Raw genomic sequence first — 13,696 nt, 5'->3', positions numbered from 1 at the left:
CCGATCAAGCCGTTAAGCTATATGCCGGCAGGATGCAAATCGAACAGACCTTTCGCGACTTGAAGAATCCCCAGTGGGGGATGGGAATGCGCGACAGCCAGACGCGCAAGCGCCACCGCCTTGCCATCTTATTGCTCATCGCTGCGCTTGCAACCTACGCGCTTTGGCTCATTGGGCTAACCGCCTTGGGCCAAGGCTACCGGCTCGCTTATGGCAGTGCCAAAAAATCCGCCTCCACTCTATCAATCCTGTCACTCGCCCGTCACTGGCTGACGGATCGGAACGCATTACAGTTTCGATACTGTCTATACAACCAAGCCGAAAATGAACTAATGGATAGAGTGAAAACTTATGAGATTTGAGGGGAAGGGTCAGAGTAATTTTCGCAAAAGGCGCGAAAAAAAACTCCGCCCCCATTTAACTACTGCTGCTGTGGCGGGTGCAGCAGCGAGCGCTTCCGGGCGTAACCGAAATATACTGCGAAGCCTATCGCCAGCCAGCAAAGAAACGCAATCCAGGTCACCGCCTGCAGATGAAACATCAGGAACACGCAAAACCCGATCGCCGCCACCGGCACAAACGGCACCCCCGGACAGCGGAAAGCCCGCGGCAAATCAGGCCGCGTCCTGCGCAACACCAGCACCGCCACCGCAATCAGCGAAAACGCCATCAAGGTCCCGATATTGATCAGCTCAGCCAGGATATTCAGCGGAATCAGCGCCGCAATAAACGCAAACACGATCCCCACCAGCCAGGTAGTAAAGAACGGCGTAGCAAAACGCGGATGAATGCTCGACAGCTTCTTCGGCAGCAAACCATCGCGCGACATGGCGAACAGAATCCGCGTCTGGCCGTAAGTCATCACCAGGATCACCGTGGTCATGCCGATAATCGCCCCAAGGTCGACAAACCCCGCAACCCAGTTCTCCCCCGCATACTGCAACGCCAGCGAAACCGGATGATCGACACCGTCGAATTTCGCAAACGGCACAATCCCAGTCATGATCGCCGCCACCACCACATACAGCAACGCGCAGATCCCCAGCGAAGCAATGATCCCCACCGGCAGCGCACGCGCCGGATTCTTGACCTCCTCCGCCGCCGAAGTCACCGCATCGAACCCGATGAAAGCAAAGAACACGATCGCCGCCGCATTGAACACGCCGTTATAGCCGAACGGCAGGTAAGGCTGCCAGTTGGCCGGCTGCACATGGCCGGCGCCGACCACGATGAACAGCAGCACCACCGCCACCTTGATGAACACCATGACGTTGTTGGCGCGCGCCGATTCGCGGATGCCGATGGACAGCAGCCCGGTAATCACCAGCAGGATGCAGAACGCCGGCAGGTTGAACCAGGTAGCGACGCCAGGAACGGCGCCCGGCGCCGCGGTCAGCACAGCCGGCAAGGTTATCCCGAAACCGGACAGCAGCGACTGCATGTAACCCGACCAGCCGACCGACACCGCCGACGTCGCCAGCCCGTATTCCAGCATCAGGTCCCAGCCGATGATCCAGGCCACGATTTCGCCCATGGTGGCATAGCTGTAGGTATAGATCGAACCCGAGACCGGCACCGTCGATGAAAATTCGGCGTAGCACAGCGCAGCGAAACCGCAGGCGACGGCCGCCAGGATGAACGACAGCGACAGGCCGGGACCGGCCAGCAAGGCGCCGCTGCCGGTGAGGACAAAGATGCCGGTGCCGACAATCGCGCCGACGCCCAGCAAGGTCAGGTCCATCGCCCCCAGCGTGCGCTGCAGGCCGGTATTGGTGCGGCTGGAATGGATCATCTTATCCAGATCCTTGGTACGAAATAAACTCATGCAACAACCTCCTTCAAAAACGATGGCGCCACCCCAGCCAAGCGATAGCGGGAATTTCCTCTCTACAATCCTTGGAGTGGCGAAAAAGACAAGAATTATACTTGGTGGCGCCAGCCGGACCGGAAAACTGCCTGGCGCGCCTGGGAGTTCACATTTCCCCCGCATCCGGATTTCCTCTGGCCGAGCTCCCTGCCGCCGCCTCCATCGACCGCATATCGATAGTCGATTTATCGCAAAACGGCTATTTCCTGGCCTCAAACCGAAAAAAAGTGACCAGTCCACTTATCAAAAAAACAGTCTACACAATTTCAATAATAATCAATATAAACAATACTTTAAGTCCATATGAAGCGCACCAAAATGAGACCACAAATTTATTAATCTAATACCAGTTAGATACAGATTGACAGCCACTTTTTGCGCTCTTAAAGTGCCCTTAATTCGATATTTCCATATGGAAATACTGAAGATGACGGATGAGATGCCGTCCGTTTCCGGCAATCTGGCCCAACGGCATTCGCAGTGATTGTTCGCAGTGATTTTTTAACAGCTTCGGTTTTGGTTCACATCGCATAACAAGTCCGTGCCTACCGGCAGCTGGCCTCCCCACGCTGCCCGACCAACCTTCTCAGGAGAGAAAATTGAAACTGAAACTCATACAGGGCCTCATGCTTACCCTGGCCTGCAGCGCCATCATGACCGGCGGCGCCGAGGCCAGCCCGTTGATAGCAGCAAGCGCGCAAGCAGCGACCACGGTAGCCTGTTATCCAGCCTGGGTCGCCAGCACGGCCTATACCGGCGGCGCCACGGTCAGCTACAACGGCGTCAACTACAAAGCCAACTGGTGGACCCAGGGGAACAATCCTTCGACCAACAACGGCGGCTCGGGCACAGGCCAGCCATGGACCATCGTCGAAAGCTGCGGCGTCGTGACGCCGCCTCCTCCGCCGCCACCACCACCGCCTCCTCCAGGCGGCGGCACCACACCGGCCGGGTTCGTTTTCAGTCCGTACAAGGATGGCAACATCAACCTGAACTGGAATACCTATGCCATGAGCACCGCTGTCACCGGCAGCACGCAGACCGTGCTGAGCGCCATGCCAGCCAAGCTCACTACCCTGACCTGGGCCTTTGCGACCGGCGCCTGCGGTAGCGAAAACTGGGGCGGCGTATCGGCATCGGCCTTCGCGGCAGCCAACGTGCAATCGTTCGTCAACGCCGGCAAGAAGTACATTGTTTCCACCGGCGGCGCTGCAGGTTCCTTCACTTGCGGTAACGATGCCGACTTCAAGAAATTTATCCAGACCTACTATTCGGCCAACCTGGTCGGCATAGATTTCGATATTGAAGCAGGCCAAAGCACGGCTGACATCAACAACCTGGTGCTGCGCGTGAAAAACGCACAAGCGGCTTACCCGAACCTGCGTTTCAGCTTCACGCTGGCAACGCTGGGCGGCCACGTAACGCCTAGCCTCGGCTACTACGGCGTGCAAGTGATGCAGGCGATCCAGGCTTACGGCTTGACCAACTACACCATCAACCTGATGGCGATGGACTACGGCAGCTCGGCCGGCGGCAACTGCATGCTCAACAGCAGCGGCGGCTGCGACATGGGTGCATCGGCGGTGCAATCGGCAATCGAACTGCATAACCAGTACGGCGTGCCGTACAAGCAGATCGAAGTGACGCCGATGATCGGCGGCAACGACACCACCGACGAAACCTTCTCCATCGCTGATGTCACGACGCTGGTGAACTTCGCGCAACAGAATGGCCTGGGCGGCATCCACTTCTGGTCCTTCGATCGCGACCGCGATTGCGCGCCAGGTTCGGCTTCGCCTACCTGCAACACGTATGGCCAGGCAGGCACCTTGGGCTTCACCAACGCCTTCATCTCGAAACTGGGACTGTAAGCACGGCAGCGCCGGCGCCAGCCGGCGTCAAACAAAAAGCCCCGTCCAGACCTGGACGGGGCTTTTTTTCAACCTCGAAGATTATCGATGACCGCGCTCAGGCGCGCCATCTTCCACCACGCATCAACCGCGCTTGACCCAGGTCACCTTGCCGTTGGCGATGCCCAGCGTGCGCCGGTCTTCCCAATAGTCCATGGTGCCCATGAACTGCTCGCCGTCGCGCTCGCCGATGCGCCAGCGGCAGCCGGCCAGCAGTGCCGTTGCCTCGCTCTCGGTTTTGCCGATGAGCGCGCTGTCTTCCATTTTATCTGCCTTGCAGCCTTGCGCTGAACCCGGCGTTCCCTGCGGTCCGGGCGTAACCGCTGGCGCCGGGCCCGGATCGGCGGCGCAACCGGCCAGCGTCGCGCTCAATACTGCCGCCGCCGTCATGTGGCTGATGGTCTGGTTGGTCATTGTCTTGGATTCCTTTCAAGGATAGGCCGCGTTGGGCTTGCGGTGATGCGATCACCCTGCCTGGACGATTCTACTATGCAGCCAGGCAGCTGCCAACGACGGCGCTTTTCCCGGAAACCATCCGCCAGCAAGGCTACGGCTTGAGCAGGTCCGCCGCCACTTTATCAAGCAGCACCGCATCGCGGTCGGCGGACAGCTGCCAGAACATGGCGCCGCCCAGGCCCATCTGCTTCAGGTACTTGATCTTGTAGTCGAGCGATTCAACATCGTCGTAGCTGACGAATTCGCCGGTGTCCGGGTTGAACAGGTAAGGCACCTTGGCGGCGTCGTTCCAGTAACGGGTAAAGCCGTTGCGGTTCACCAGCGTGGCGCTGATGTCGGCGAAATCCAGCTCGCCCGGCTCGACGCCGCCGCGGCCCTTGCCGTTGCAATCCTGGTGCTGTCCGTGCAGCTGCGCGCCGCACTGCTTCCAGCTATAGCCGTAGAAAGGCATGCCCAGCACCAGCTTGCGCGCCGGGATGCCAGCCTGCAGGGCCAGCTCGACCGTGCTGCTGACATTGAATTTCGGGTCGGCGCCGGGCCGCGCCAGCGCCGGATCGTTATACAAGGGCGCGACGTGGCCGGCGAACTTGCTCCAGGAACCGCTGAAGTCGTAGGTCATGATGTTGACCCAGTCGAGGATCGCGGCGACCTTGGCCATTTCGGTATTCTGGAAAAATCCCTGGTTGTTGCCGATTGCCGCGGTCAGCAGGTAAGCCCGGCGTTCCTGTTTGCCGGCGCTGTCGAGGCGCTCGCGCAGCGCTTGCAGCAGCAGCGTGTAGTTCTGCTTGTCTTGCGGCCGCATGATGTTGGCGGCGTCGCCGCCGGCTACCGGGAATTCCCAATCGATGTCGACGCCGTCGAAACCGTTTTTACGCAGGAAAGCCACGGCGCTGTCGGCGAATTTCCGGCGCGACTGCGGTGTCAGCGCCACATCGGAAAATTCCTTGGAACCGGCCCAGCCGCCCACCGAAATCAGGGTCTTCAGCTTGGGAGAACGGCTTTTGAGGCCGCGCAGCACGATGTAGTCGCGCGCGCTCTGGTCGGTGCCGGAGGATTGGTCGGCGACAATCTCGCCATCCTTGATCAGCGCGAACGCATAATTCAGGTGAGTCATCTTGCTGGCGTCTATATCCGCCGCCGAGTATTGGCGCTGCTGCGACGGCAAGTAGTAGGCAACCACCTTGTAGGGCGCCGCCATGGCCACGGCAGGCAACAGCACTGCCAGCAGCATCGGTAACCGCATCAGTTTCATCACGTCTCTCGCTTGTCTTAAAAATCGCAGTTGGACGGCAACGGCGGCGCCATGGCTGCGACCGTGTCCACATGGTGCAAACCAGTGCGGCGGTAAGCGCTGACTGCCGCCTCGACCTGCGCCGGCGACAGCAGCTGGTCCTTGGCGTGCATGACCCAGGCCAGGTCCTGTTCGTAGCGCCGCTCAGCCTTGGTGTCCGGCAGCACGCCGCTGGGCGAAAACCACAAATTGAAATTGATCGACATCGGCTGCGCCGGGTAATTGCGGCCGCCGTGCTCGTCGAGCTGTACGCCATCCAGGAAATAACGGACCTTGCCTCCCGCCACTTGCATCAGCACGGTATGCCAGCCGCCCAGCGCGCGCTGTTCCTCATGCACCTGGTTGAATGCATTCCATGGTTCCATCTGCACCGTCTGCCAGGACACGCTGTACAGCCTGCTGTGCGGATTGCCCCAGCCGCCGTTGGGCAGGTATTCCCAGTCCAGCTCGCTGTACTGCGGATCGAAATCGTGCTTGAGCGGGCTGGAGGTGTAAAAGGATTCGACCACCAGGTCGCCGCCGGGGCCCTGCAGCGGTGCATCGGTAAACCGGATGCGGGCGGCGTAAGTGCCTTCAAAATATTTACGCTGGTGGCACAGCTGCGCCTGGTAAGTGCCTTCGGCCGTGCCGTCGGTGCGCGCGCTCAGGCGCAGCAGCCGCTGGCCGCCGGCTTGCGGATCGTCGACCAGGCGGATGGTGCCCGGCCCCCACTGTCCATGCTCGATGCCGGGATGGCCTTGCCGGTCGCGGATCTTCCAGCCGCCGGCTGTCAACGCGGCGGTATCGGCGTAGTGAAAGTCATCGAAGAAAATCCCGGCTGCGCCGGCAGCCGTGGCGTTGGCCGCTGCCAGCAATGACGCCAGGGCCAAAGGATATCGGGGAAAATTCTTCATCGCTCAAACCGCCGCCGGCTGCCCATCCGCTTCGGCAGCACGCTCATGGCGCCCAATCGGCACGATGCGCGACAACAGCAAGACCGGTATCGCGGAAACCAGCACCCACAGGAAGAAATGCTGGTAACCGAGCGCGCCCTGGACCGCGCCGCTGACCATCTTGAACAGCACGTAGCCCAGCTGCATGATGCCGGTGCCGAGCGCGTAGTGCGCCATCTGGTATTTGCCGACCGCGACTTCCTGCATGATGAACAGGATCAGCCCGACGAAACCGAAGCCGTAGCCGAACATTTCCAGGCTCAGGGCGGCGCCGATCACGCCCAGGCTGCTAGGCATGGCGGTGCTCAGGAAAAAATAAGCGAGGTTCGGCAAGTTCATCGCCAGGATCAGGAAAAACATGCTGCGCCGCAGGCCGCGCCAGGCCGTGAAATAACCGCCCAGCAGGCTGCCGGCGATGAACGCCACGGTCGCCAGCGTGCCGTACACGGCGCCGACTTCCGCCGTCGCCAGCCCCAGCCCGCCTTCGGCGCGCGCGGCACGCAGGAACAGCGGGCCGATGGTGGTGATCTGGCCTTCGCCGGCGCGGAACAGGATGATGAAGGCGATCGCCAGCCAGATGCCCGGCTTCTGGAAAAAATCGATGATCACGTCGCGCAGGGTGAGCCAGACGCCCCTCATCACACTCTTGCCATCGGCGGGACGAGCCACATTGCGGCCGGCCGGCAAGGCCCACAAATGATAGATAGCCAGCAGCAGCATGCTCAGCCCCAGCATGCCGAAAATCAGGCTCCAGGCTTGCGCCACCGCCATGCGTTTCTCGAAATAGCCGGCCAGCACCACCAGGCCGCCCAGCGAGAAAAACCGCGCGACATTATAGAAGCCGCCCTGCCAGCCGGCGTAGGTTGCCTGCTGGGTCGAACTCAGGCTGGCGATATACAAACCGTCGGCAGCGATGTCATGGGTCGCGGAGGCAATCGCCACCAGCCCCAGCAAGGCAATGCTGACCGCAAAATAATCCGGCAGGTGCAGCGCCAGCGCCACCAGCCCGAGGCTGGCGCCGCCGAAAAACTGGAACAGCAGCACAATCGATTTCTTGCTGCGCGCCGCTTCCAGGAACGGACTCCAGAACGGCTTGAAGACCCAGACGAAACCGAGCATGCCGGTCCACAACGCGATCCGGTCGTTGGCCATGCCCATGCTCTTGTACATCAGGCCGGCGATGGTCGCCACCACGAAATACGGCAGGCCCTCGGCGAAATACAGCGTCGGCACCCAGAGTGCGGGATGGTGCTCGGGTTTCTCCTGGATGCTCATGTCAGCGGCCGCCGTGGGTAGGGTTGCTGGTTACCGGCACCGGCATCTTGCCATGTGCGTCAAGGTTTCCTGCCAGCCAGTCGGCGACTGCTTCCAGCGCCGCCGCGGCAAAGCCGTAGGTGATCAGCGCCGGCGCTGCGATATCCAGTATCTGGAACGGATTCCACAGCACCAGGTGCAGGTCGGGACGCCAGTTCTTGCTGGCGTTTTCGCCATAGCGCAAACGCGTGGTCGAGGCCAGGATCACGGTCCTGCCGTCGGCCGGCAAGGCCGTCCAGTCGAGGCTGTTCTCGGCGTCGAATGTCACCAGGTCGACATCGTAGCGGCGCGCCAGCAAGGCCGCCACCGCCTCTGCCGGCAGGCCCGCTTCCGCGACGCCGTCGCCGGCGGCGTCGGCGCATGCCACCAGGCGGATTTTTGCGCCGTCGGCCAAGCGCTGGGGCTGGCCGGCCACGGTCAGGGCGCGGCGCCAGGCCTCGGCCATCAGCCGTTCATCGGCAAATTCCGTGAGATAAGAACCGGCTGCGCAGGGATAGGCGGCAGCCAGGCGGTCCAACCGTCCCAGCCTCGCAGCCAGCGCCGCGCTGCCCAGTTCGCCGCGCTCATCGGCGGTAGCCAATGCCATCGTCAGAGACACCAGGGTTTCCTCCTGCGTGCGGCGGTTGCCCAGCGCCATGACCATGTCTGCGCCCGCCGCCAAAGCGCGCACGGCGGCGTTGCCGACGCCATAACGGCCGGCGATCGCGTGCATGTCCATGCCGTCGGTAATGATGACGCCGCGGTAATCCCATTCAGTGCGCAGCAGGCCGGTCAGGATCTTGTGCGACAAGGTCGCCGGATATTCCGGGTCCAGCGCCGGATAGACGATGTGCGCGCTCATCATGGCGGGTGCCCGCCGCGCCGCCTTGAACGGCGCCAGCTCCAGCAGCTCCAGCGCGCTGCGCGGCTTGGCTACCGTCGGCAGGTCGCGGTGGGAATCGACATGCGTATCGCCATGTCCGGGGAAATGCTTGACGCAGCAAGCCACGCCCTGCTCCAGGCTGCCTTCCATCCAGGCCAGCGCCAGCTCGGTGGCGCGTTGCGGATCGGCGCCGAAAGAACGCTCGCCGATGACCGGATTGGCCGGATTATTGTTGAGGTCCAGCACCGGCGCGAAATTCCAGTTGAAACCGAGCGACTTGATGCCGCGCGCGACAGCGGCGCCGACGGCGCATGCCAGCGCCACATCGTCGACCGCCCCCAGCGCCATCGCCGCCGGCGGCGCCGGCAGCCAGGTGGCACGCACCACGGCGCCGCCTTCCTGGTCGATGCCGATCAATGCATTCGGTCCCATTACTGCCCGCAAGTCGGCGGTCAGCTTGCTCAGCTGTTCGGCGTTCACCATGTTCTGGCGAAACAGGCATACCGCGCGGATATGGTTGTCGCGCAAAAATTGCGCGGTATCCTCATCCAGCACCGTGCCCGGCATGCGGATCATGATCAGCTGCCCGGCGATGCGGCGCGCCGCGCTCAGCCTGTCTTGGGGATCGGATTTGCTATCGGTGCTACTCATAATGCTGCTCCATCTGTGCGGCGCGACTGCGCTGTTTCAGTTGCCTAAATTCAGTCGCTTAAATTCAATCGTTTAAATTCAATCGATTAGTTGGTCTTGGTCACTTTGCTCAGATGGCGCGGCCGGTCAGGATCAAGGCCGCGGGCGATGGACAGGTCGGCTGCCATGACATAAAAGGCCTGGATCGCCACGATCGGGTCCAGGTCCGGCGTCGGCGCCAACGGCAAGGTCAGGTCGCGTTCGCTGACATCGGCCGGTGCCGCCAGCAATACGCGCGCGCCGCGTCCGCGCATTTCTTCGGCCAGCTTGACCAGGCCGGCCTGGGTCGGTCCGCGCGTGGCGAAAATCAGCAAGGGATAACCTTCATTGATCAAGGCCATCGGGCCGTGCTTGATCTCGGCGCCGCTGAACGCTTCGGCTTGCAGCACCGAGGTTTCCTTGAACTTGAGGGCCGCTTCGAGCGCTACCGGAAAGCTGGTGCCGCGCCCGACCACCATGATGCGCGAAGCCGGCGCCAGGACTTCGATGGCGGCCGACCAGTCGGTTTCGGCGGCCAGCTGCAGCGCCGCCGGCAAGGCTTCGATCTGCGCCAGGAATTCGGCATCGTTTTGCCAGTGCGCCACCAGGCGTGCCGCCGCGGTCAGGCTGGTGATGAAACTCTTGGTCGCCGCCACGCTCAGTTCAGGTCCCGCATGCAGCGGCAAGCACCATTCCGCGCTGTTGGCCAGCGGCGAAGCTGCATCGTTAACCAGTGCGACGGTAGTGGCGCCGCCTTCGCGGAAATAACGGATAGGCTCGATCACGTCCGGGCTCTGGCCCGACTGCGAAATGGCGATGGCCAGCGCATCGCGTGTCAGCAGCGGCGATTTGTACAGCGTCACCAGCGACATCGGCAGCGAAGCCACGATGCGGCCAAGGCGCGCCATGATCAGGTAAGCGCAATAATTCGCCGCATGGTCGGAACTGCCGCGGGCGACAGTCAGCACGTTGGCGGGCTGCGCGCTGCGCAGCCGGGCGCCGAGCGCCGCATAGCTGTCTGTGTCGCGCTGCAATTGCAGGGCCACATGTTCCGCTGCGGAACACGCTTCCTGCAACATGAGCGAACTAAACTTCTGTGAGATCAATCTGTTCCCCTTCTACATAAACCGCGGTTAAATTGAGTTGCCGGTCCAGCACCACCAGGTCGGCATGGCAGCCGTGCGCCAGCCGGCCGCGCTGCTCCAGGCCGAGGTGGTCTGCGGCATAAGTCGATACCCGGTGCGACGCATCGTCCAGGCTGAGCCCGAGCCCGACCAGGTTGCGCAAGGCCTGGTCCATGGTCAGCGTGCTGCCGGCCAGGGTGCCGTCGGCCAGCCGCACACCGCCCATGCACTTGTGGACTTGCTGGCGGCCCAGCATGTAATCGCCGTCCGGCATGCCGGTAGCGGCGGTCGAATCGGTCACGCAATACAGCCGGGGAATGGCGCGCAGGGCAGCCTTGATCGCGCCGGGATGCACATGCAGCAAGTCCGGAATCAGTTCCGAATAGCGAGCGTGCGCCAGCGCCGCGCCCACCATGCCAGGCGCCCGCGCCTGGAAGCCGGTCATGGCGTTGAACAGATGGGTGAAGCCGGAAGCGCCGTGCTCCAGCGCTTGCACGCCCTCTTCATAACTGCCCAGGGTATGGCCGATCTGCACCCGCATGCCGGATTCGCTGAGGGTGCGCACTACCTCGAGGTGGCCGGCGATCTCGGGCGCCACCGTGATCAGCTTGACCGGCGCCATGGCGCTCAGGCGCGCCACTTTCTGCAGGGTCGCCTCCTGGGCGAAATCAGGCTGGGCGCCGAGCTTGCCGGGATTGATGTACGGTCCTTCCAGGTGCACGCCGAGCACCCGCGCGGTGCCGGCGCGGCGCTGGCGGCAGGCATGGCCGCAGGCTTCCAGCGCCTGCTCCAGGTCGCCCGGCGGCGACGTCATGGTGGTGGCGAGCATGCTGGTGGTGCCATGGCGCGCGTGGATGGCGGAGATCACATAGACCGCGTCGCCGCCATCCATGATGTCCTTGCCGCCGCCGCCGTGCACATGCAAATCGATGAAGCCGGGCAGGATGTAAGGATCGCGGTTGTTGTCGGGGTCGACCTCCGCGCCTTCAATCGCGGTGATGCGGCCGTCGAACCGCAGGACGCCGCTGACCCAGCCTTGCGGCGTCAATATATTGCCCTTGAGCTCGCCTTTGAAACCTTCGCCTGGACCACCTGCAGAGTCGTCGCCCGGTTGGCGTTGACCCGTCATCGACGCAACTCCGCGACGAAGTCGTAGTAGTCGCTGCGGCAATACGAATGCGACAGCTCGATCGCCGTGCCGTTTTCGAGGTAGCCGACGCGCGTGATGTGCAGCATCGCGGCGCCGGTCTTGATATCGGCCAGCTTGGCCTGGTCGGCGCTGGCGTTGATGGCGCGGATGTGCTGCAGGGCGCGCACCGGCGCCACGCCCAGCGTCTCCAGGTGGACATACAGCGAATCCGTCACCGCTTTCGGATCCGGCAGGTAGTGCGCCGGGATGGTGGTGGTTTCGATCGCCATCACTACGTCGTCCGCGGTGCGCAGGCGCTTCAGGCGCGACACCACGGTATTCGGCGACAAGCCAAGCGCCAGGATTTCCTCGGCGACGGCGATGCCGGTTTCTCTCAGGAGCCATTGCGAACCGGGCCGGAAACCGCGCTGGCGCAGCTCTTCGCTGAAGTTGGTCAGGCGCGACAACGGCTGCTCCAGCTTGGGCGTGATGTAGGTGCCGGAACCGCGCTTGCGGATCAGCATGCCGCGTTCGCACAATACATCGATCGCCTTGCGCGCCGTGACCCGGGATATTTCGAGCGAATCGGCGAGGATGCGTTCGGACGGCAAAGCCTCGTCCGGCTGCCAGACGCCGCTGTTGATCTGTTCTGACAGACGGTTCACCAGCTGCAGGTATAAAGGCGTGTCGCTAGCGGCATCCGGCTTGAGTTTTTCTATCTGGGCTAGCATGTTTTTTTCCCTTTCAATCTTTCATCGATCAACCGCAGCGCGCCCGCGGCCGCATCTGCATGCGGCTTGACGACCAGCGCCAGCAACTGTGCGGGCAGGTACTCTTGCAGATGCGCGGCGAGGCCGCCGCACAAGGCAACCGGCAACTGCCCCGAGGGGTCGAGCGCAGCGGCGATCCTGGCGACTTCCTGTCCCGCCGCCAGCATGATCTGGCGCGCCGCCGGCTCGCGTCCGGCGTGGCTAACAACGATCGGCGCCAGCTGCGCGTAGCTGGTCTGGCTGGCGCCGGCCAGCCAAGCGAACATGCTGTCGCGATGGCTGTCGAAGCGGGTGTTGCCGCCGCGCTCGCAAAAATGGATCAGGGCGCGCGCAAAATCGCTGCCCGGCGCCCGGCCGTCCAGCACCTGCTGGGCGTGCGTGATGGCGCGCATGCCGATCCAGGCGCCGCCCGCTTCGTCGCTGGCGGGAAAACCCCAGCCGCCGACTTCGCGCCGCCGGCCGTCCGCCGTCAGTACTTCGCCGACGCTGCCGGTGCCGATGGCGATGATGACGCCGGGACGTCCCTGATGGGCGCCGACCAGGGTGGTGAAGGCATCGGTTTCCAGCACGGCGTCGCCGAAACCCGGATTCCTTGCCGCAAAATCGGCGGCCCACAGCTTGTTGTTGACGCCTGCCAGCCCCAGGCCGATGGCCATTCTTTCCAGCGCCGGCCGCACCAGGCCCGCGCTCGCAAATGCCGCGTTGAGCGTTTCCAGCACGGCCGACCAGGCTTGTTCCACGCCATGCATCAGCCCGGAAGGACCGCCGCTGCCAAGCGCCAGCAGCGCGCCGTCATTACGCGCCAAGCGCACGCGAGTGCCGGTTCCACCGCCGTCGACACCGATCAGGTATTCAATCATGTTGTTGCATCCGTCGCTTTCATCTGCCACTGGCGTTGTTCTTATTAGCGCTAACAAACTGGATTTACTGTATGAGGACAGGTAGCGGCTGTCAATCGGTCATTAAGTGGTATCGGCAAATCCACCGGATAGGCCCTTCAGCCAGGCATTTTCTGGTCAAAAAGATACTATCCGCTACTCCATGAACTGCTCATTGCCGACGATGCCGATCTTGGTGACGCCCAGCCGCTGCGCCGACGCCATCACGGCGGCCACCGACTTGTACTCCACCAGCTTGTTCGGCCGCAGGTGCACTTCATCGATATTGCCGCCCGCGACCACCGTCTTCAAGCGGTCTTCCAGTTCCGCGCGGTTCGCCATCGGCGTACCGTTCCACATCACGGTTCCTGTCGGATCGATGTCCACCGTGTCGACCACCGGCAAGGCCAATGGCGGCGGCGGATTACCGGTCGGCATGTTCAGCTTGATCGCGTGATTCTGGATCGGAATCGTGATGATCAGCATGATGATCA

General features: G+C 62.6%; 13 protein-coding genes. 2 read left to right on the top strand and 11 right to left on the bottom strand.

Annotation, left to right across the window (positions count from 1 at the left end):
• Nucleotides 1–362, top strand: a 362-nt coding sequence (locus BM062_RS26295) for a transposase (protein WP_139220190.1), incomplete at its 5' end; no start/stop codon positions are given.
• A 59-nt stretch (nucleotides 363–421) separates the two neighbouring features.
• On the opposite strand, the gene BM062_RS24435 is transcribed toward BM062_RS26295, so the two are convergent.
• Nucleotides 422–1,825 (bottom strand): amino acid permease, encoded by a 1,404-nt coding sequence (locus BM062_RS24435; RefSeq protein WP_092402211.1) that lies wholly within the window; start codon nucleotides 1,823–1,825, stop codon nucleotides 422–424.
• 641 nt (nucleotides 1,826–2,466) lie between these two features.
• On the opposite strand from BM062_RS24435, the gene BM062_RS26200 reads away from it, so the two are divergent.
• Nucleotides 2,467–3,738, top strand: coding sequence for a glycosyl hydrolase family 18 protein (locus BM062_RS26200; protein WP_305763975.1), 1,272 nt, complete (start codon nucleotides 2,467–2,469; stop codon nucleotides 3,736–3,738).
• Nucleotides 3,739–3,861: 123 nt separating this feature from the next.
• Here BM062_RS26200 and BM062_RS24425 read toward each other — a convergent pair whose 3' ends face one another.
• From BM062_RS24425 to BM062_RS24380, 10 genes are all read right to left on the bottom strand, one after another.
• Nucleotides 3,862–4,191: a hypothetical protein gene (locus BM062_RS24425; protein WP_092402208.1), complete on the bottom strand. Its 330-nt coding sequence runs from the start codon at nucleotides 4,189–4,191 to the stop codon at nucleotides 3,862–3,864.
• Between the two features lie 133 nt (nucleotides 4,192–4,324).
• Nucleotides 4,325–5,485: a glycoside hydrolase family 18 protein gene (locus tag BM062_RS24420; protein WP_092402205.1), complete on the bottom strand. Its 1,161-nt coding sequence runs from the start codon at nucleotides 5,483–5,485 to the stop codon at nucleotides 4,325–4,327.
• A 17-nt stretch (nucleotides 5,486–5,502) separates the two neighbouring features.
• On the bottom strand, nucleotides 5,503–6,417 hold the full coding sequence (locus BM062_RS24415) for a glycoside hydrolase family 16 protein (RefSeq protein WP_139220189.1): 915 nt from the start codon (nucleotides 6,415–6,417) through the stop codon (nucleotides 5,503–5,505).
• Between the two features lie 3 nt (nucleotides 6,418–6,420).
• Nucleotides 6,421–7,731, bottom strand: a complete 1,311-nt coding sequence (locus BM062_RS24410; protein ID WP_092402199.1) for an MFS transporter — start codon at nucleotides 7,729–7,731, stop codon at nucleotides 6,421–6,423.
• A 1-nt stretch (nucleotide 7,732) separates the two neighbouring features.
• Nucleotides 7,733–9,283, bottom strand: a complete 1,551-nt coding sequence (locus BM062_RS24405) for a glycoside hydrolase family 3 protein (RefSeq protein ID WP_092402196.1) — start codon at nucleotides 9,281–9,283, stop codon at nucleotides 7,733–7,735.
• Between the two features lie 86 nt (nucleotides 9,284–9,369).
• A complete protein-coding gene (locus BM062_RS24400) occupies nucleotides 9,370–10,380 on the bottom strand; it encodes an SIS domain-containing protein (protein ID WP_092402193.1) in 1,011 nt (336 codons plus the stop codon).
• A 7-nt stretch (nucleotides 10,381–10,387) separates the two neighbouring features.
• The gene (gene nagA, locus BM062_RS24395) at nucleotides 10,388–11,554 is read right to left on the bottom strand and encodes an N-acetylglucosamine-6-phosphate deacetylase (protein WP_092402190.1); all 1,167 of its coding nucleotides are present in this window, start codon (nucleotides 11,552–11,554) and stop codon (nucleotides 10,388–10,390) included.
• The gene (locus tag BM062_RS24390; RefSeq protein ID WP_014006962.1) at nucleotides 11,551–12,285 is read right to left on the bottom strand and encodes a GntR family transcriptional regulator; all 735 of its coding nucleotides are present in this window, start codon (nucleotides 12,283–12,285) and stop codon (nucleotides 11,551–11,553) included. The genes nagA and BM062_RS24390 overlap by 4 nt, the downstream gene beginning before the upstream one ends.
• Nucleotides 12,279–13,184: a glucosamine kinase nucleotide-binding domain-containing protein gene (locus BM062_RS24385; RefSeq protein ID WP_092402188.1), complete on the bottom strand. Its 906-nt coding sequence runs from the start codon at nucleotides 13,182–13,184 to the stop codon at nucleotides 12,279–12,281. The genes BM062_RS24390 and BM062_RS24385 overlap by 7 nt, the downstream gene beginning before the upstream one ends.
• A 174-nt stretch (nucleotides 13,185–13,358) precedes the next feature.
• Nucleotides 13,359–13,696 (bottom strand): ExbD/TolR family protein (locus BM062_RS24380; protein ID WP_139220188.1); only part of this gene is annotated, 338 nt, incomplete at its 5' end.

This window comes from Collimonas sp. OK412 (genome assembly GCF_900112135.1).
Lineage (GTDB): Bacteria > Pseudomonadota > Gammaproteobacteria > Burkholderiales > Burkholderiaceae_D > Collimonas > Collimonas rhizosphaerae.
The sequence above is the reverse complement of the archived record's forward strand: the minus strand, read 5'-3'. Positions and strand labels throughout refer to the sequence as shown.